At 40.0% G+C, this 19,473-nt stretch carries 15 protein-coding genes; 6 read left to right on the plus strand and 9 right to left on the minus strand.

The window, feature by feature from the left end; genetic code table 11:
• Position 1: 1 nt before the first annotated feature.
• A complete protein-coding gene (locus CWC28_RS09010; protein WP_138625018.1) occupies positions 2-406 on the minus strand; it encodes an NUDIX hydrolase in 405 nt (134 codons plus the stop codon).
• A gap of 287 nt (positions 407-693) precedes the next feature.
• Here CWC28_RS09010 and CWC28_RS09015 point away from each other — a divergent pair, with 287 nt between their 5' ends.
• A complete protein-coding gene (locus CWC28_RS09015) occupies positions 694-2,076 on the plus strand; it encodes a Na+/H+ antiporter NhaC family protein (RefSeq protein WP_105180302.1) in 1,383 nt (460 codons plus the stop codon).
• Positions 2,077-2,125: 49 nt separating this feature from the next.
• On the opposite strand, the gene CWC28_RS09020 is transcribed toward CWC28_RS09015, so the two are convergent.
• Entirely contained in the window at positions 2,126-5,011 is a 2,886-nt protein-coding gene (locus CWC28_RS09020; RefSeq protein WP_138625019.1) for an insulinase family protein, read from the minus strand.
• Between the two features lie 166 nt (positions 5,012-5,177).
• On the opposite strand from CWC28_RS09020, the gene CWC28_RS09025 reads away from it, so the two are divergent.
• Positions 5,178-5,591, plus strand: a complete 414-nt coding sequence (locus CWC28_RS09025) for an MAPEG family protein (RefSeq protein ID WP_105173371.1) — start codon at positions 5,178-5,180, stop codon at positions 5,589-5,591.
• A gap of 61 nt (positions 5,592-5,652) precedes the next feature.
• Here the strand turns inward: CWC28_RS09025 and CWC28_RS09030 are convergent, their stop codons facing one another.
• Complete coding sequence (locus CWC28_RS09030) at positions 5,653-6,390, minus strand: peptidylprolyl isomerase (RefSeq protein WP_138625020.1); 738 nt, start codon at positions 6,388-6,390, stop codon at positions 5,653-5,655.
• Between the two features lie 247 nt (positions 6,391-6,637).
• Here CWC28_RS09030 and CWC28_RS09035 point away from each other — a divergent pair, with 247 nt between their 5' ends.
• Positions 6,638-6,835 (plus strand): hypothetical protein, encoded by a 198-nt coding sequence (locus CWC28_RS09035; protein ID WP_063703692.1) that lies wholly within the window; start codon positions 6,638-6,640, stop codon positions 6,833-6,835.
• 75 nt (positions 6,836-6,910) lie between these two features.
• Positions 6,911-8,524, plus strand: a complete 1,614-nt coding sequence (gene ushA, locus CWC28_RS09040) for a bifunctional UDP-sugar hydrolase/5'-nucleotidase UshA (protein ID WP_138625021.1) — start codon at positions 6,911-6,913, stop codon at positions 8,522-8,524.
• 68 nt (positions 8,525-8,592) lie between these two features.
• Here the strand turns inward: ushA and CWC28_RS09045 are convergent, their stop codons facing one another.
• Together CWC28_RS09045 and CWC28_RS09050 are read right to left on the minus strand one after the other, a co-directional pair.
• Entirely contained in the window at positions 8,593-9,540 is a 948-nt protein-coding gene (locus CWC28_RS09045; protein WP_249324958.1) for a hypothetical protein, read from the minus strand.
• Complete coding sequence (locus tag CWC28_RS09050; RefSeq protein ID WP_138625022.1) at positions 9,527-10,429, minus strand: type 2 periplasmic-binding domain-containing protein; 903 nt, start codon at positions 10,427-10,429, stop codon at positions 9,527-9,529. Before CWC28_RS09050 ends, CWC28_RS09045 begins: the two co-directional genes overlap by 14 nt.
• Positions 10,430-10,647: 218 nt before the next feature.
• Here CWC28_RS09050 and CWC28_RS09055 point away from each other — a divergent pair, with 218 nt between their 5' ends.
• Positions 10,648-11,511, plus strand: coding sequence for a S1/P1 nuclease (locus CWC28_RS09055; RefSeq protein ID WP_138625023.1), 864 nt, complete (start codon positions 10,648-10,650; stop codon positions 11,509-11,511).
• 34 nt (positions 11,512-11,545) lie between these two features.
• A complete protein-coding gene (locus tag CWC28_RS09060; protein ID WP_138625024.1) occupies positions 11,546-14,668 on the plus strand; it encodes a TonB-dependent receptor in 3,123 nt (1,040 codons plus the stop codon).
• Between the two features lie 359 nt (positions 14,669-15,027).
• Here CWC28_RS09060 and CWC28_RS09065 read toward each other — a convergent pair whose 3' ends face one another.
• The 4 genes from CWC28_RS09065 to CWC28_RS09080 are packed head-to-tail and all read right to left on the minus strand — an operon-like array spanning position 15,028 to position 19,401.
• Complete coding sequence (locus CWC28_RS09065) at positions 15,028-16,038, minus strand: ABC transporter ATP-binding protein (RefSeq protein WP_138625025.1); 1,011 nt, start codon at positions 16,036-16,038, stop codon at positions 15,028-15,030.
• An 11-nt stretch (positions 16,039-16,049) separates the two neighbouring features.
• Positions 16,050-17,549 carry an ABC transporter permease gene (locus CWC28_RS09070; RefSeq protein ID WP_063703677.1) on the minus strand — a complete coding sequence of 500 codons (1,500 nt, stop codon included), beginning with the start codon at positions 17,547-17,549 and terminating at the stop codon, positions 16,050-16,052.
• Positions 17,549-18,589, minus strand: a complete 1,041-nt coding sequence (locus tag CWC28_RS09075; protein ID WP_063703675.1) for an extracellular solute-binding protein — start codon at positions 18,587-18,589, stop codon at positions 17,549-17,551. Before CWC28_RS09075 ends, CWC28_RS09070 begins: the two co-directional genes overlap by 1 nt.
• Entirely contained in the window at positions 18,589-19,401 is an 813-nt protein-coding gene (locus CWC28_RS09080) for a hypothetical protein (RefSeq protein WP_138625026.1), read from the minus strand. The genes CWC28_RS09075 and CWC28_RS09080 overlap by 1 nt, the downstream gene beginning before the upstream one ends.
• Between the last annotated feature and the right edge of the window lie 72 nt (positions 19,402-19,473).

The raw sequence follows: 19,473 nt of genomic DNA on the forward strand, positions 1-19,473 counted from the left end.
GTTAAAACACCTTACTAACGACATCATTGGCAAAATTAAGGCAGTCGAGAACACGCTCTTTTTGTACTTTAGATAACTCATCAATATCAAAGTAGCTATACTCTGTGTGCTCATCGCTCAACATTATTTCAGCATCTTCAGCCAAATGAGCACGGAAAATAAACGCATGAGAGTTAAACGCTGTGTGATAATAAACGCCACTTAAATAAGCGATGTCTACGTCACAATTAAGCTCTTCTTGGCATTCACGTAGTAATGCTTGATGAATGGTTTCTCCTTTATCTAAAGCCCCGCCAGGTAATCCCCAACTTTTTTGACCATAATTAGCTTTTAGTAATAACACTTGCCCTTGGTTGTTAGTGATAACCGCGTGACTACTGAGTCTGTATGTATCTGAAAATGCCATAAACCTTAGCTTAATAAAGTTAAAAAAGTAATACAGTTGAAGAGTGTAAAATAATTATCATCGCAATAAAAATTCTTATTGACTAAATTAATATTCAGGATTATTTTTCTTGCGATGTTTTGGGCAAAACAAAAGCAGTATACCCTCTATACTGTCTGGCGCCAGCCAACGCAGGCACTTTCCCTAATGGGTCCATAAAAGTGTGTTCGCGTAAAGCAGTTACTTGAGTCTATAGACTTCTGATTTCTGTAAGCAATCTCGCATTGCTTAACTGTGTGAAAAATATAATGCAAGAACCTTCTGCGTTAAGTTTACTGCCGCCAGTATTGGTGGTTGTTTTGGCCGTATTTTTACGCCGCCCTATTTTATCTTTACTAATTGGTGCTTTGTTTGGTTTAGCCATGCTAGGACCAACCGCTGTGTTAGCCAATTTTGCTGATATTTCATTAAAAGTAATGCAAGACGAAACCATTGCCTGGCTAATTTTAGTCTGTGGTGGATTTGGTGCATTAATCGCTTTATTAGTAAGAACCGGGGGTGCAAGTGCCTTCGCCGAATTAGCGTTAAAGTTTGCCAAAGGCCAGCGCTCATCGTTGGTGATGACATTTGTGCTAGGTGTGATTATTTTTATTGATGATTACTTAAATGCATTAACCGTCGGTGAAACCATGAAACGTATCACCGATAAGTTTAAAATTAGCCGTGAAATGCTCGCTTATGTTGTTGACTCAACAGCTGCGCCTATCTGTGTGCTGGTACCACTCTCTACATGGGCCGTATTTTTTGGTGGCTTGTTAGTTGATAATAATGTTGCACAAGAAGGTCAAGGTATTGCCGTCTACATTCAAGCAATCCCTTACATGTTATATGCTTGGTTTGCGGTTATTGTTGTATTACTGGTTAGCTTAAATGTCATCCCTGCTTTTGGTCCGATGAAAAAAGCACAACTACGTGCCATGAATAATCAAATCGAGATCTCAAATAGCCAATACACAGATGTCCAAACAGCGGATGAATACGCAGTAAAAGCAGCGGAAGAAAACTTTGAAACAGCCGCTTCAAACGGCAAACTGTATAACTTTTTAGTGCCGATAGTTTTACTTGTTGCGTTTACTGTTTACTTTGACATTGACGTATATAAAGGATTACTTGCGACCTTTGCCGTTGTTTTGCCTTTTTATATGTTACAAAAGTTGATGACATTGTCAGAACTCGTTGAGCGTATGCTTGATGGTTTTAAAAGTATGATCCCCGCTATTGGGACTGTGGTTGCAGCATTTATATTTAAAGATGTGTGTGACCAATTAATGCTTCCGCAATATGTTATTAATACATTAAGCCCTTATATGACGGCCCAGTACTTACCTGCCGTGGTGTTTTTGGCAATGGCAGTACTTGCTTTTGCAACAGGTTCAAGCTGGGGGATTTTCGCAGTAACTATCCCTATTGTAATGCCTCTGGCTTACGCAATTGATGCCAATATTCCTTTAGTGATTGGTGCTTTGCTGTCGGCGTCGTCATTTGGTAGTCAGGCGTGCTTCTACTCTGACTCCACGGTACTTGCCGCGCAAGGCTCAGGATGTGATTTAGTCAGCCATGCTATCACGCAACTGCCTTATACCTTACTTGCAGCAAGCGCTGCATTTATAGGATTTTTGCTTATCGCATAAATCAAAAAGCCCAAGCAATTGCTTGGGCTTTTGTTTATCCGCTATTAAATTAGTTTTGGAATTTAATGCCTTTGTAAAAACTCTCTAAGTTTTCAACTTTTGTTTGGTTTTTAAGATCTGCAAATGGCTTATCCGCAAACTTACTACCACGCATTTGAATATTTAATCGTGGTGCCTCACTGTTGAGCATGGTTTTCTTGTAATAATCTTTAAGATCAGCCAAGGTTACTTTTTCAACTTCTGCGATAAGTTTTTCCTTAGAATCAAACTTAAAGTTCTCACGATACCAATCTGTAATAAGTGGTGACATTTCATCACTCAAGTTTTTAGGCTGCTCTTTTAAAGACACAAGCGTTGCATTTTTAAGTTGTACAAATGTTTCTTCTGACATGTTATCAAGCTCAACAGCGTATTGCTTTTTGAACTCATCAAAACGCGCTTGCATCTCTTTAGGGCCTTTAACCGGTGTTTGAATATATAGACCCAATGCAGAATAGTCTTCGATAGGACGCGCTAACGCACCAACCGCATAAGCCAGCTGCTCTTCAGTACGTAACTTATCAAACGCTACGGTTCTAAAGTGACTTTGTAAGATTTGCGCCTGTGCTTTTTGTTTATAGCCAGGTGTTGGGTGTACAACCATATCAATGATTGCTACATCCGCTACATCAATATCTTTTTGTAATACGATGCGTTCACCTGGTTGAGGTAACCAAGCTTTGCTTCTAGCAAACTCAGACGTTTTATGGCCTTTAGGTAAAATAGCGGTTAGTTTACTCGCAATAGAGTCAACATCATTTTGGTTATAGTTACCAAACGTGAATACGCGTAGATCATTGGCAGCAAGTGTTGATTGCTTAATATCTGCAAAATCAGCAAGAGTCAGCGCATCTGCCGCAGCAATTAAGCTTTCGGTATCAAATTTACCACTACGAGTCAGTTTTGAGTATTCACCGAATGCTTGGTAGAACGGGAACTGCTTTTGTTGATTGAGTAAATCACGCTTAAAACGATCGATTGCTTGGGCAAATCCTTCTTCAGACACATCTAAAGTTAGATTTTCAAGCGCTTGAGCTAACAGCACGTCTTGTTTATCCGTAAAACCACTTAGTGATAACACAAGGCCGTTACTTGGTTGTAGCCCTAAGCTCATACCTGCAACGGCTGCTTCTGTGCTTAGTTTGCTTTGTTGTAAGTTATAAAGGTCAGCCCACACGGCATAAAGAACTTGTGATTTAACATTCACAAGGGCATCAGGTGTATTAATGTAAACTTCAACAAGACCCTTAGGTTGCTCAGCAAATTGCTGACTTGCTTGGCGCCAAACTTTTACACCTTGCTTATCAAATACCAGTTCAGGATGCGCTTGTTGTTTAAACTCCGCCGTTTTAATTGCAAAGCTTTCTGGTAATAAGCGGTTTACTGTTGGTAATGCTAAAGCGTATTCGCTCGGTTTGCTCCAGCTTGCAACTTCTGCTTCGCTGATATCTTCAATGCGGTATTTACCATCGTAAAAATGCAGCTGTGAATCTGTTTCTTCTTGCTTTGAAATATACCAAATACGTAGCGTATCTTCGTTTAATTGTGAAAGCACGTTTTGCACCGCATCTGCATCAAACTTTGCATAATAATAAGGTGCGTTAATTGCATTGTTCACAGGGAATTTTTGCATGCTATCAGTTAAGTTACTGACATAACCAAACTCATCGCCTTTTTCTAGGAATTGAAATTCATTGTTTAGAGAGGTACGAATTTCATTAAAGTATTTGCTATCAACACCCTGCTCTTTGATAAGCGCAATGTATTGCATAACCATAGCGACAATTTCTTCGCGGTTTTGCATCCCAGCATCAGTCAATTCAATATTAACTGTTAAGCTGCCATAGTTACCGTATTGAGTTGGAGCATCAGAAGCAGATAATCGTGACACCCAGCCTTTATCACGTAAAATTTGTGCCGGGCTGCCTTGCATTTCATTGCTTAAAAGGTACGAAACAAAACGGTTTGGTTTTACCGCAAACTGTGAACTGTTATCAGCAATAGTGAATTCTAACTGTAGCTGTTTAACATCTTCATTCGGTGAGTAGTAAACACGTTTACCACCTGCCACAGAGAAATCTAACTTATCAGTTACCGTTGGCTTTTCGATGTGTTTGTTTTCAATGTCAGCAAAATACTGTTTAGCTTTTGCTTCCATTTCAGCCAGTGGACGATTTGAGATCATCGCCACTTTCATTATGTTCGATGAATAATATTTGTTATAAAAAGCAACGGTTTCTTTATGTAGATTGCTGCCGTCTTTGTCCCCTAAAGTTTCTAGGTTACCAATTAAAAAGCGGTTTGCTGGGTGTGAGCCCATCATTTGGCGTGCCAATTTAAACTGACCAAAAAAGTCCATTTCACGGCGCATTGACCATTCTGCATTTACCGCATTTTTTTCTTTGTCTGTGTACTCAGGGTAAAGCTTTGGTGATTTAAAGAAATCCGCAAAGCGGTCAAGTGCTTCATCGTAAGCATCATTGTTCACTTTGAACATGTAGTTTGTGATATCTAACCAGGTGTAAGCGTTATGCGCCCCACCATTTTTAGTCATAAAATCACTGTAACCTTTGGTGTCTGGATAACGGTCTGTACCAAGGAACAGCATATGCTCTAGATAATGTGCCATACCTTGTTGCGACATAGGGTCGTGCAATAAACCAACACCGACACTCAATGCAGCAGCTGATTTTTCAGCGCTTGGGTCTGAAATTAAAATCACATCAATTTCGTTATCAAGTTTTAATGTTTTGTACTCACGGGTATCGTTTGGACTTATGACTAACGAGTCAGGAATAAGGTTAGTATTAGCAGCAGGAGGCGCTGTGGTAGAAGTAGAAGAACAACCTGCTAACACTGCAAAAGCGATTGCACTGAGTCCCATTATTTTTTTCATTATTTAGTATCCATTAGAAATTGAATAAATTTTTATTTATCATGTGTTTTAGATCGCCGCAATTCAATGCTTTTGAGCTAAGTTACAGCAAAACTTTGTAACACATTGTGAAAATGCAGTACTTACGGTTAAGATTAATAGCAATAACTATAACAAAGGATGAGCTATGGAAAAGTGGCTAATTGTAGCAATGTTCACTCAGGTCTTACTGACGTTCATTGTGATGTACATTATGGGTAAACGCCGCTTTCGTGCGGCAAAACAAAAAACCATTGAGATGAAAGATTTCTTAACAATGGATTTAGAAAAAGCAGGCACTGATGTGCGTGTTGCAGATCGCAATTTTATCAATCAATTCGAAATGCCCGTGCTGTTTTTTATCGGCTGTTTAACAGCTCTACAGGTCAATGCGGTGGGTACTGTTTTTGTTGCCCTTGCGTGGGTTTATGTAGCATTAAGAATTATTCATAGCGTAATTCACTTAACTTCAAATACCTTGAAGGCGCGCTATTATAGTTTCGTTGTCAGTAGCTTCATTATGCTAATAATGTGGGTGCTGGTTTTAGTAAGAATCTTTTAGTACTTAGTGATACAAAGAAAAAAGGCGCTTTTTAGCGCCTTATTAACTTTGTTGGTTGGAATTATTTACGACGACTAAAGCCTGCAAGGGCTAATAAAGATAGCATCCACGCAAGACTACCACCTGAACTACCACCGCCATTATCGGATGAATTATCTTCGTCAATAAGCGTATTTTCTTTTGGTGATAAAGAGGCAGATGAATTCGGATCATCATCAATCACAACAACACTATTAATCATCACTAAGTTTTCAGCATTGAAACCGCTAGTGGTCGTTGGGCATTGATCTTCATTTAAGCCAACCGTTGGAATTTCACCACAGTGAACTAATGATGTAATTGTCTCGATTGTTTCAAAGCTATCAGCTGTAATTTCACCAAACACGGTGAAACCACCATTTTGTAAATCAAGATTAGCGCTATTATCTTTTAAGTTAAAAAACCATTGGCTTGTTGCACTGTTCGCATTGCCACCAACTTTCGCCATTGCAATCGTGCCTTTAACGTTTGATAAAACAGGCTCATTGGTAATTGCATCAGCTGTTTCAATCGAATTAAAGTCCGTATCAAACTTAAAACCACCCCCTTGCAATACAAAATCGTCAACAGAACGATGGATAACACTACCGTCATAGCTACCGTCAGTTACATAATTTAGAAAGTTTTCCACTGTGATAGGTGTGTGTTGATCATAAAGGTTAACGGTAATGGTGCCTTGATTTGTTTGCATTTCTACAATCGTCGCATTGGCTGTAAAGCAGCTTGCAAAAAGAGCAGTTGCAAGTAGATGTTTTTTCATTGTTTATCTTTCCTGATACTTTTTATTATAAAACTGCACGAAGCTTAAACAAAAATGGTTGATGCATAAATAGCAAACAAAATAGTTACACAAAACACGCCATAGCAATTACAACTCAGTTACATTAATTTACATCGCGTATTCATTTTAGTTATAAAAAATATAAACACTAAATCAAAATCGTCTTATCAAATTGACTCAGTTTGTTAGTATTTGCACGACAACAATGAACACACAGGAATTAACCATGGCGAATGAAGAGAACGCAATATGCGATTTTGGCCTACACCAAGGTGAGCCTTACAGCCAGTTACCAGCTAGTTTTTTAAATTGGATGGTGGGCAATAATCACCAAAAGTCTCATTACGCAGAACAAGAACTGCAACGCCGGCAACTCGCTGCAACAGGACAAATAAATACAGAAAATAGCAACAAAAGTTTATAAAAGACATTTAATTTAAACTTAAGTCGTTTAAACTAAGCGCTTAATTAACCTACTGCTCTAATCAGGCAAACAATTATGCGCTTTTTTTTATTAACTTCGCTACTGGTTACCCTAACCGCATGTAGCTCATCTTCGAATAATACTGATTCAGTACAATATTTAACTCTACTTCATACCAATGATAACCACGGTCGCTTTTGGCACAACGAGCAAGGCGAGTATGGTATGGCAGCCCGTAAAACTTTAATCGATCAATTAAGAACCGATGCTAAAGCAAAAGGCCATGCTGTGTTATTGCTGTCAGGCGGCGATATCAATACCGGTATTCCAGAGTCAGACTTACAACACGCAGAGCCCGATTTTAAAGGTATGTCTTTAATTGGCTATGACGCAATGGCAATTGGTAACCATGAGTTTGACAATCCTCTAGCAGTACTCGATCAACAACAAAGATGGTCTAACTTTCCATTTTTATCTGCCAACATCATCGATAAAACAACCGGCGAAGCTCGCTATCAAGGTTATAAAATCTTTGAAAAAAATGGCCTTAAGATTGCTGTAATCGGCTTAACAACCACAGATACAGCAAAAATAGGTAATCCTCAATATATCGGTGGCCTAGAATTTAAAGACCCAACAGAGGTTACTGCAAAGTTAGCCCCAGAAATTGAAAAACAGTACAACCCAGATATCACCATTGCTGTCACGCACATGGGGCACTATGTTGATGCAAACTTTGGTATTAATGCGTCGGGTGATGTAACCATGGCTCGTAACTTACCAAAAGGCATGCTTGATATTATTGTTGGCGGTCATTCACAAGAACCTGTTTGTATGAAAGAGGCAAATATTGCTGACGAAAGCTTTATGCCAGGTAAAGCATGTAAGCCAGATCAACAAAATGGCACTTGGATCATGCAAGCCCATGAGTGGGGTAAATATGTAGGTAAGGCTGAATTCAAATTAGAAAAGGGCCAATTAACACTTATTAATTACGCACTTATTCCAGTTAACCTATATATCGATGATGAAAATGGCAATAAGAAGTTGGCAGCTGATTACATCGAACCAAACAAAAGCTTACAAGACGTACTTGCTGTTTATCAGCAAAAAGGTGCTGCTCAAATTGCCGGTAAAATTGGCGCCGTTGATGCAAAACTTGAAGGTGACCGTAACAAGGTGCGCTACGAGCAAGTTAACTTAGCACGCGTAATAATTGCTGCTCAAATGCAATCTGTGGGTGCTGATTTTGGTTTGATCAGTGGTGGCGGTATTCGCGATAGCATTCAAGCAGGTGATGTCAGTTATAAAGATATTTTAAAAGTTCATCCTTTTAAAAACCGTATCACTTATATTGATATGACAGGCCAGGAGTTATTTGATTACTTGTCTGTGGTTACGTCTTTCCCACCTGATTCAGGTGCCTACTTACAATATTATAAGTTGAGTTTTAAACGCGACAATGACGCCTTATCTGATGTAAAGATTGCTGGAAAGCCACTTGATATGGCTAAGACGTATCGTATGAGTATTAACAGTTATAATGCCTCTGGTGGTGACGGCTACCCTACTCTTACCGACAAAAAAGGCTTTGTGAGTACAGATGATACAGATGCACAGGCATTAAAACGTTTCTTTGAGCAAAATAGCCCTGTTAAAGCGGCTGATTATGCGCCTAAACAACAATAAGGTGTACTCAATAATCTTTAACAAGCAAAAGGGAAGTCAATGACTTCCCTTTTTACTTTTAAACTAGATTATTTGCCTATGACTTCAATATCGGCAATCTCAATCGCTTTCAATCCGTAATGATGTAAACGCGAACGGGAGCCTTCACCATGGGCCTTAGGCGGATAATAAGTTTCCTTTATCTCTAGCTGATCTTGCCAAACTTCATCAAGTGCAGCACGAATTTCACTTAATGTTTTTTCTAAACTATTGGTAAAGTTTGGGCGCTTACGTATTGTATGACCAAGCTCGACTAACCGGTAAAAATACTTGTTTGCTAAAGTCAGTAATTCTTCTGGTACATCTTTATTTTGATTAAGCACTACATCTGGGTGCTCAATGCAAAACTCAACCAATGCAAGATAAAAGCACAGCGGCTTATTAGCAAGTGCAACGGTTTTATCAACAGCACAGCTGGCAGCCAAGGTTTTATTTTGAAGATCGACTATCAATTTAGGTTTTTCTACAGCTTGTATTTCAACCTCAGGCTCATGCTTTGCAATTTGAATTTTAGTACGCTCACTTATAAATAATAAATACGTTAGTGCAGCAGACACCAAACTCACTAGAATTAATACAGCAATATCATTTTTTGAAAATAAAGACGATGCGACAACAAAGCTTACCGTTAACGACTTTTGTGGTGCATGCAATTGTTTAGTAATTAAATCTGCACGGGCTGGATAATCAGAGATCCCTTCAATTGAATATACCATCACGCCTGAGTCTTTTAACTGAGCATTAAGACGCGCGATATAGTTGAGTACCATGTCTTTACTACCTGAATGCTTTAAAAAATCATCAGGTAAATTTAAGTGATTTAAATCAAGGGCAATACGGTTTTCAACTTTTGCTAGAGTCAGTGCATCATTAGTTGATGTCTTATAAGCTTTTGCAGTAATAAAGGTGGCAAATAAAGCCAAACAACAGCATAGAAAAACCGCCCCATAAGCAAGCTTTATTCTAATTGGCAGCATTGCTATCCCCTACTTTCATTGTTTGCTGGTTTGAGTCACATTCCCAAAAAGACTCAACATGATTAAAGTAATGGGAATTCTGATTATGGGCTAACTGAGTTAGGCGTGTTTGAACAGCACATAAAAGGTCGGTGTTCTCATCTTGCATTTTTAAATACCAACGACTGCCACTTATATTGTCACGGATAGGCGTAATGTAATTGATTGAAAAGCGTTGCTGATCACTATCTTGCCAATAAGAAGAGATTAAATCGACTTTACCGCTTGCAAGTAACTCTCTTAATTCTGTATGCGAACTGGCATAAGTGATATTTAGGTTTTCAAGGTTGATGTCTAATTTTTTAAATAATTGCTTAGGTAAAATGTGCCCAGAGCGACTCGTTGGATAATCAAGTAAACCAATACGCTTGTCTAAAAAGTAACTTTTTTCAATTCGAGGCTTTTCTTTACTCGAAATTAAATAAGCAGTGTAATCTGGAAAGCCAACAACCGCTTGATAGTTATAGGTTGACTCGGCCATAAAGGCATTAATCAAGTTTTCTTTAGCAAGGATCAAATCTGCTATCCCTTTACCTAAAAACTCAATTGTGTCTGAGGTTTTATAACCCCAATAAGAGGTGACCTTGCCATATTGTTTACTAATGATGTCATCTGCGCATAGGGTTTTAGCAACATCCTCAGCCAACACTTTACCTGATGAATACACCACCAGCTCATTAAGGTTAACCTCTGATTTAGTATCACATTGAAATGATGTTTCAATAAATGCATCGATATCAGAAACAGCCGGTTTACCCTGCAAAATTCCGATATAAAAAAACAAAATTAGTGATAGAAACAAAAATGTAACAATCGACGATTTTTTTATTAGTATTGTTCTTAAATTCAATTTTAATAGCCAACAACGCTCCGTTGTCTCTATTTGAACAATTATTCTTACTTATTACAACAGGTAATTTTACTTGAATATTGTAAGTCATTGAAAAACAGAATATATGAACAAGAAATTATGAATCTTATTGAGTCCTTTCTATTTGTTTTTAAATTCAGGAAAATACACACCAAGAAATCGTGCTTCAGGGCACATTCATTTTGGACACTGAGTCAATGTTACAAAAAACAATAAAAATGTTGCTGTTATCGACACCAGTTATTTCTGTGTTGTTAAGTAACCCTGCAAATGCATGGGGTCAGAATGGTCACCGTATTATTGGTGAAATTGCATCTAAGCATATTACTGACACCACTAAGCAAGCATTAGTTCCTTTACTTGATGGTGATTCTTTACCACAAGTTGCAACGTGGGCTGATGAAATGCGTTCTGCGCCTGAAACGTTTTGGCAAAAGAAATCTTCACGCTGGCATTACATAAATTTCAAAGAAGGCGATGCTAAGCCTCATTACGACTCACACGCTCACCATAATAAAGAAACCGTGTCAGACATCCTTGAAGGCATGGAATATTCAATATCAGTTTTACAAAACCCAAAAGCCTCTCTCGGTGAAAACCAATTTGCATTGCGCTTTTTAGTTCACCTTGTTGGTGATAGCCACCAACCTTTTCATGCCGGTCGCGGTGAAGATCGTGGTGGCAACAATATTTCTGTCACATTTTTCGGTCAAGATACCAATTTACATAGCTTATGGGACACAAAACTCATTGAAAATGAAAATTTGTCCTATACTGAGTTTGCGCAATTTATAAATACAACAAATCAAGCGTTAATAACGGACTATCTTGCCAGTTCACCTAGCGATTGGTTGATCGAATCTAATAACATTGCAAACTCTCTGTATAAAGAAAATGAAACAAACGTAAGTTATAGTTATATCTATAAAAACTTACCAGTTGTTAAAACTCGCCTACAACAAGGCGGGATAAGATTGGCGGGTTTATTAAATACATTATTTGATAAATCAGCAAAACCGTTAGTAAAGGCACTTAAGATGCCAACTGACAGCAAACTATAAATGAAACATAACCTCTAACACGGGAAATAACATAATGAAAATCCAACTCCGCAAAACAGCTCTATCACTTGCTATTGCAGCATGTGTTGGTGTGAGTGGTGCAGCGTTAGCAAATGAAACAACATCTGCTATCAAGGGTCAAATCAAAGGTCCAAACGGCAACCCTGCTGCTGGCACTAAGATTACTATCGTTCACTTACCTTCAGGTTCAACTAAAGAAACTGAAACGAACGATGCGGGTTACTTCACAGCAAAAGGCCTACGTGTAGGTGGTCCTTACCGCGTTGTTGTTGATTCTGACGTATTCGCAGATCAAACATTCAACAACATCAACCTACAAGTTGGTGCTGACTACCCAGTTAATGTTACGTTAGAGAGACAATCTGATGTAGAACAAATCGTAGTTACTGGTCGTCCTATCAGCCGTATGTCTGGTGGTACAGGTCCAGCTGCAACGTTCACTCTTGAAGATTTAGAAAACCAACCAGCTATCAACCGTGACTTAAAAGATATCGTTCGTATTGACCCACGTGTAACAATTGACGATAGCCGCGGTTCAATCAACTGTGGTGGTGGTAACCCTCGTTTCAACAGCTTAACGCTTGACGGCGTTCGTATGAACGATAACTTCGGTTTAAGCTCTAACGGTTACCCTACAATCCGTGCTCCTTTCTCTTTTGATTCAATCGAACAGGTTGCAGTTGAACTAGCACCTTTTGATGTTCAATATGGTGGTTTCACATCATGTAACATCAACGCTGTTACTAAATCAGGTGGTAACGAAGTACACGGTGGTATGTTCTTCGATTACACAAATGATTCAATGAAAGGCGATAAAATCGAAGGCGAAGACTACGATAACGGTGATTACACCGAAAAACGTTACGGCTTCAACGTTGGTTTACCACTAATTAAAGATAGCCTTTTCTTATTCACATCTTACGAAAAACTTGAAGGTGTAAAACAATACAACTACGGCGGCCTAGACACAGGTAGTGTTTCAGCAGCTGATGTTGCACGTGTACAGCAAATCGCTCAAGATGTTTACGGTTATGACGCAGGTGGCATGCCATCAAGCGCACCAGTTGAAGATGAAAAAATCTTAGTTAAACTTGACTGGAACATCAACGACGATCATCGTGCTAACTTAGTGTATAACTATAACGATGGTTTTACACTGTCTCAATCAGATGCTTACAGCAACACTGTTACTTTAGATAATCACTTCTTCAAGCAAAGTGCTGAATTTACATCAATCATTGGTTCACTTTATTCAGATTGGTCTGATGAATTTTCAACTGAAATTCGTTTAGGGAAATCAGAATTAGATCAGACTGTTCGCTCTTTAGATGCTGCAAGTAGCTTCGGTGAAATGCAAATTCGTACAGAAGATGGTGGTACAATCTACATTGGTCCAGATGATTCTCGTCAATCTAATGCTCTTAGCTACGAAACAGTGACAGCAAAAATTGCGGGGACATACTACCTTGATCAACACACAATTACTGCAGGTTATGAGTTTGAAGAATTAGACGTATTCAACCAATTCGTTCAGCACACTCAAGGTGAGTGGCGTTTTAACTCTGTGGATGATTTTGAAGCAGGCCAAGCTGCACGTATCTACTACAACAACGCTGCAGGTACTAACGATCCAACAGATGCTGCTGCAAGCTTCTCATACGCTCAACATACATTATACGTTCAAGATGAGTACAGCTTCACAGATTTAGATGCGACATTAACGTTTGGTCTACGTTACGACAAATACACAAGTGACGACACACCTAACTACAATGAAAACTTCACTAATCGCTACGGTTTCAGTAACCAATCTACATTCGACGGCATCGATTTAATCCAGCCACGTGTTGGTTTTGAATGGTACGCAACTGATGCATTAGAAGTACGCGCAGGTGTTGGCTTATTCTCTGGTGGTAACCCGAATGTATGGTTATCTAACTCATACTCAAACGATGGTATCACAAACATTAGTACTTACCGTTCAGGTGTAGATTTATTTAATACCCCAACAGTAAACGGTGGTACTCCAGGTTACGAAGTACCACAAGAAATGTATGATGAAGTTGCAAACACAGTTATTGGTTCAGGTGACTCGTCTGTAAATGCTGTTGACCCAGATTTCGAAATGCCGTCAGAGTGGAAGTACTCAGTTGGTGCAACATACACAACTGAAGATGAGTACGTATTCTCACTAGATTACTTATTCACTAAACGTAAAGATGCTGCAATCTTACAAGATATCGCGTTACAAGATTCAGGTAACACAACGTTTGATGGTCGTCCTATTCTTGAAGAAAAAGAAACTGGTCGTAGCGGTGACTTATTACTTACAAACGTAAGTGGTGACAGCGGTGAGTCTCATGTAATCTCAGCTGCAATGAGCAAGCGTTTTGATAACGGTATTAGCGTACAACTAGCTTACGCTTACACTGATTCAACTGATGTTAACCCTATGACAAGTTCGGTAGCGAGCTCAAACTACGGTAACTTAGCGACATATGATCCGACTAATCCAGGTGCACACACATCTGATTACGAGATCCCACATCGCTTTACTATGACATTAGGTTATACAACTGAGTTGTTTGATGGTTACAACACTCGTTTCAACCTATTCAGCGAAACGTACAAAGGTCTACCTTACAGCTACACGTTTGATGATAGAGACAATGATGTTTGGGGTGATAACAACTCAAACGGTAGTCGTCAGTTAATGTATATCCCTGAAGTAAATGACCCGAATGTTGTTTACGACATGACACCTGAAGAAGTAACTGAGTTTAACGAGTGGATTTCTGCTCAAGGCCTTGAGCGCGGTGAAATCTCTGGTCGTAACCGTCAAAATGCTGATTGGTTCACTAAAGTTAACTTCAAGATGACCCAAGAGTTACCTGGTTTTATGCCTGGTCACAAAGGTGAAGTGTTCTTCGTTATCGATAACTTAACAAACATGTTAAACGATGACTGGGGCGTACTTAAGAAAGGTAGCTTTGTTGGTAACAGCATGGTAACTGTAGACCTTGATGACCAAGGTCGTTACGTATATTCAAACTTCAACCCTAACAATGGTAAAACTGCAACACAAAGCAGCGCATCAGTTTGGGAAATGCGTGTAGGTGTACGTTATACATTCTAATAACGAGTTAACCTTGTTATAAAACAAAAGCCCGCCCCTACTGGCGGGCTTTTTACGTTTTGGTGGAGGTTTGCAAGAGTAAAGCTACTAGGGGAAAGTGAGCAAGGGTAAAGTTAGAAAGTTACTAGTAGCAGCGATTTTACATCGCGTCATTGTAACTAAAGCCTAGAACCTAATACCTGATAAATTCTTTCGTAGGACTGGCTTTAGCCGGGAATGGTTGTAGATATGAGTTACGAGTTTCAAGAATAAAGTTAGCAAGTTAAGAAGTCGCAGCGATTTTACATAGCGTCTGAGGGCTGACAGCTGAACGCTTTCTAAAAAATGCAGGCCAGTGAGACCTGCACAGATATTTTTATTTAAGCTGCGTAAACCGCAAGTGGATGTGTTGTATTGATAGAAACATGCACTGCATCACCTGGGCGTACCATCACTTCATGGCTAACACGGCTTGTCACCACAGTATCGCATGCCAGTTTAACCGCGCATAAACGGCTGCCACCTTCATAACGCACCCATGTCACTTTACCGTTGCTAGTAGCTGCATTTTGAATAAGGTGAACATCATCAGGGCGAAGTAATACATCAACCTTCGCAGTATCATGATCAACCCTAATAGCTGGTGCATTACCTAAATCAGTGGTGGCAATATCACCTTCACAATTACCGGCAATGAAACTTGCTTCACCTAAAAAGCGTGCAACAAAGCGATTACTTGGTAAGCTAAAGCAGCGTTCAGGGGTATCGATTTGCTGAATAATGCCTTCTTTGAGTACGCCAACACGATCACCGACAGATAAGGCTTCTTCTTGGTCATGGGTTACCCAAATAGCAGGAACACCAGCATCTTTTAATGCATTACGAATATCCCAACGAAGGGTATCTTTTAAAGCTGCATCTAAGTTTGATAATGGCTCGTCAAGCAATACAAAGTCTGGTTCGTGAGCTAGTGTACGGGCAAGCGCTACACGCTGCTTTTGACCACCCGATAAGGTGGCGGGCTTTTTATTACGAAAAGCTTCGAGACCCAATAACTTAATCCAATGATCTGATTTCGAGGTATCGGTTAATCTAAAGCAAATATTTTGCTGCACTGTTAAATGCGGAAATAACGCAAAGTCTTGAAATACCATTCCTACTTTACGTTTTTCTGGTGGCACTTTTAACTTGGGTGTTGCACGCCATGAGCCTAAATTAATTTCGCCTTCGCAGATAGGAATAAGCCCAGCTAACGCTTGTAAGATTGTACTTTTACCACAGCCAGTTGGACCAACTAGCATGAGGATCTCACTTTCCCCAAGTGATAAGTTGAGTTCACTTACCACACGATTGCTACCATAATCGATAGACAGCTTACTAACTGATAGCATTAAACTGATCCTTAATGTTCTAATTGACTGCGCTTTTCACCTGAGAGCATTATAGCTAAGCCACATGCTGATATCACTACTAACAATAAGCCAGGTATAGCAGCGCGTCCAAAGTAACCGGCTTCATAAACACGCCATAAATAGGTTGATAGGGTTTCAAACCCTGTTGGACCAAGTAACAACGTCGCTTCAAGCTCTCGCATTGATTCTAAAAATACCAAAGCTGCACCGGCAATAATACCGCGCAGTGTTAAAGGTAAGGTAATACGCATAAATGCTTCGCGAGGGCTGGCACCTAATACACGTGCCGACTTGATTAAACTCGAATCTAAGTGTTCAGTGCTGGTACGCACAGAGCCAACAGCTAGCGGTAAAAAGCGCAGCACGTAGGCAATCACTAATAATGCCAGAGTTTGGTATAAAAGCGGTAATTGCAGGCCCCCATAAACAAGTGCAGTACCCATCACGATACCCGGAATACCAAACCCGAAATAAGTCACCCGCTCCATAATGCGCCCTACTTTACCGCTTAAGGCAGCATGCGCTACAGGTACTGCAACAACAACAGCGACAATAGCCGCAATGCCAGACGCATAAGCAGAATTCCACGCAATGCTGAAATCAAAATCAGCAATACCATCACGGGCAAGCCACAGGGTAAAAATAGCCAGCGGCAAACAAATTGCTAGTAATAAAACAGGTAGAAAAGTCACCAACATTGCTAACTTTTGGCTGTTCGATGGGAATAACATCAGCGGTCTACCGTGGCGCTCAGAAGCTGTTTTAATTTGTGATTCGATGAACAGTAAAAAGCCTACTATCACCATTAATTGTAACGATAACATCGCTGCACGACTTAAGCCAAAGGCGTTATATTCAACATAGATCACGCGGGTAAAGGTATCTAAGCGCATCATCGCCGGTGTACCAAAATCTGATAAGGTATAAAGCGCAACCAGTAATGAGCCCGCCGCAATACCGTTTATTACACGCGGTAATATGACTTTAAACACACTCATTGGCATCGACATACCTAAAGTGCGAGCTGCATTTACCATGCTGGCATCTAGACTGAGTAAAGATGAACGCGTCGTAAGCATAACAAACGGAAACGTGTATAGCGTCATTACAATGGCAGCACCCGTTAAGCCATACATAGGCGGCGTTTCAAAGCCCAACAGCTGATTTATCTCACCACCGGGGCCAAATGCTGCATACAAGGTAAACGCACCAATATAGCTTGGAATTGCCAGAGGAGCGGCAAACAATACAAGCCAAAGCTTTTTAAAAGGAAGTTGAACATAGGCACTAATAAACGCCAGAGGCACGCCAATTAAAATAGAGCCTATTACTGTTAACACCATAAGTGACAAGGTGTTACCAAGAATTTTTAAATTGTGACTATCAAAAACAGCCGTCGCATCACTCGCTAAAGTGATCAATATATAAACTGGCACTAACGCCAAAAGCGCTGCAAGCAGCGCCATCGGATAAGAAGCAGGTATGCGCATTATAAAACACCGCTACTGCGCATAAGGTCGAGTGTTGGCCTTAAATCTGCCAATTGAGTTAAATCTATTTTCGGCGGTGATACATCCGTTAACGCTGGTAACCCAGCTGGCTGGTCAATGCCTTGGATCAATGGAATTTCGTACGCTTCACGTGCTAAGTAACTTTGTACTTCAGCACTTAGTAAGTAACGCATAAAGTTCATTGCATTCGGGTTATCTGTTAGCGATAAAACACCTGATGCATTAACTAAGCAACCTGCATCTTGATTGGTGAAAGCAAGATCAAGGTTAGCATCTGGTTTGCCTGACTTAAGGCGTAATGTGTAATAATGGTTTGCAAAACCAATATCCACTTCGCCACGTTCAACGGCCATCACTACGCCAAGCTCACCAGCATAGGTTTTCGAACGTTTCTGAACTTTCTTCAGCCATTTAGCGGTTTTATCATCCCCTTCAAGAATGCGCATTGCTGTGACAAATGATTGGAATGATGCATAAGCCGGTGCCCAACCAATTGATAAATCGCTATCAGCAATTGCCATAATACTATCTGGGATCTGATCTTTACTTAAACGCTTAGTATTATAAGGCAATGTACGAATACGACCTGTTACAGGTGCCCAGCCCGGATAGCGGAACTGCGGTTGTAATTGCGCTTCTAAGTCAGATGGTAAGGCTTTAGCTAAACCTGCGTCGGTGACTAGACCAATCGCACCAGAGTCAACTGCCCAAAATAAATCAGCACGTTTAACACCTGCTTTAGCTTCTGCCACTATCATGTTGGCAAGTGCAGCAGTCGGGCCACGTCGGATTGATAAGTTAAGTTTTGGGTTTTTCTTTTGGATAGATTGCAGTACGTTTTCGTACAAACCACCTTCACCACGGCCTAAGTATAATGTTAGGTCACCCTCAAGGGCGGGTAAGTCATTCACTGAAATTGGGCTTGCAGCTGTAGCTGCAAAGGCACGTGAAAGAGGTAGTGGCATTGCGCCCACTACCCCAAACGCAGCCAGGCCTTGAATAAAGGTCCTACGCTTCACTAAAATACATCCTTACGTGCTTTTTCGGCTTCTTCTAGTAACACCTTAGCGCGATCTAATTTTTCTTGCATATCAACAACCACTGCACGTACTTGGTCAACAGTACTTTTATCAGAAATAGCTTTTGGCAGGGTTACGTTAAAATCTTTTTCTAGAACTTCTACTAACTTCGCATCTTTTTCGATAAGCGTACCTTCAACACCTTCGAATAAGTGAAGGTAAGTATCATGTACGATTTGCGTCGCTTCATCGCTTAAACGCTCTGCGTATTTTGCAACAACGCGGTCTAATTTGTGTTTGATTTCATCGATAGTAGCACTTTGCGTCATTGTTTCAGAAGCAGTTGCTTTTACAGCTTTTAATAAGCCTTTTTGCTGGAAGTCGGCAGCAAGTTTAACAGCTCCAAGACCCTGCCACAAGGCAGCATTTAAGGCCTTTTGATGCTCACGTACTTCGCTTGCTGGTTTTTTGTCATCAATGGCCATTTTGATACCATAAATGCCTTGCCAGATTGATGCATAAACCGGTACATAATTCGTTTCAATCGCACTGTGAAACTTTACTGATTCCCAGTATTCAATTAAATCATCGCTTTTAACAGCCTTTGCGCCTTTAGTTTCGTAATCGGTAACCATGGTGTCAACTTTACCGATCATCCACTCAACGTCTTCAGAATAATCTTTTAAATTTTCTTTTAGATGATTAACGTGCTCACCAATTGGGCCATTTGCCAATACAGGTTGGGCAATAAAAGTAGATGCTAATACTAGGCTAAGACCTAGTGTTTTAACGGTGTTTAACGCTAATTTCATAGGGGGGACATCCAAGTTTCTAATTGTAAATGATAGCCATTATCATATACGTATCGATTGTCTAAATCAATT

Origin of the sequence: Pseudoalteromonas sp. S4492, assembly GCF_005886115.1 — a bacterium.
In the GTDB taxonomy this organism is placed as follows: domain Bacteria; phylum Pseudomonadota; class Gammaproteobacteria; order Enterobacterales; family Alteromonadaceae; genus Pseudoalteromonas; species Pseudoalteromonas gelatinilytica.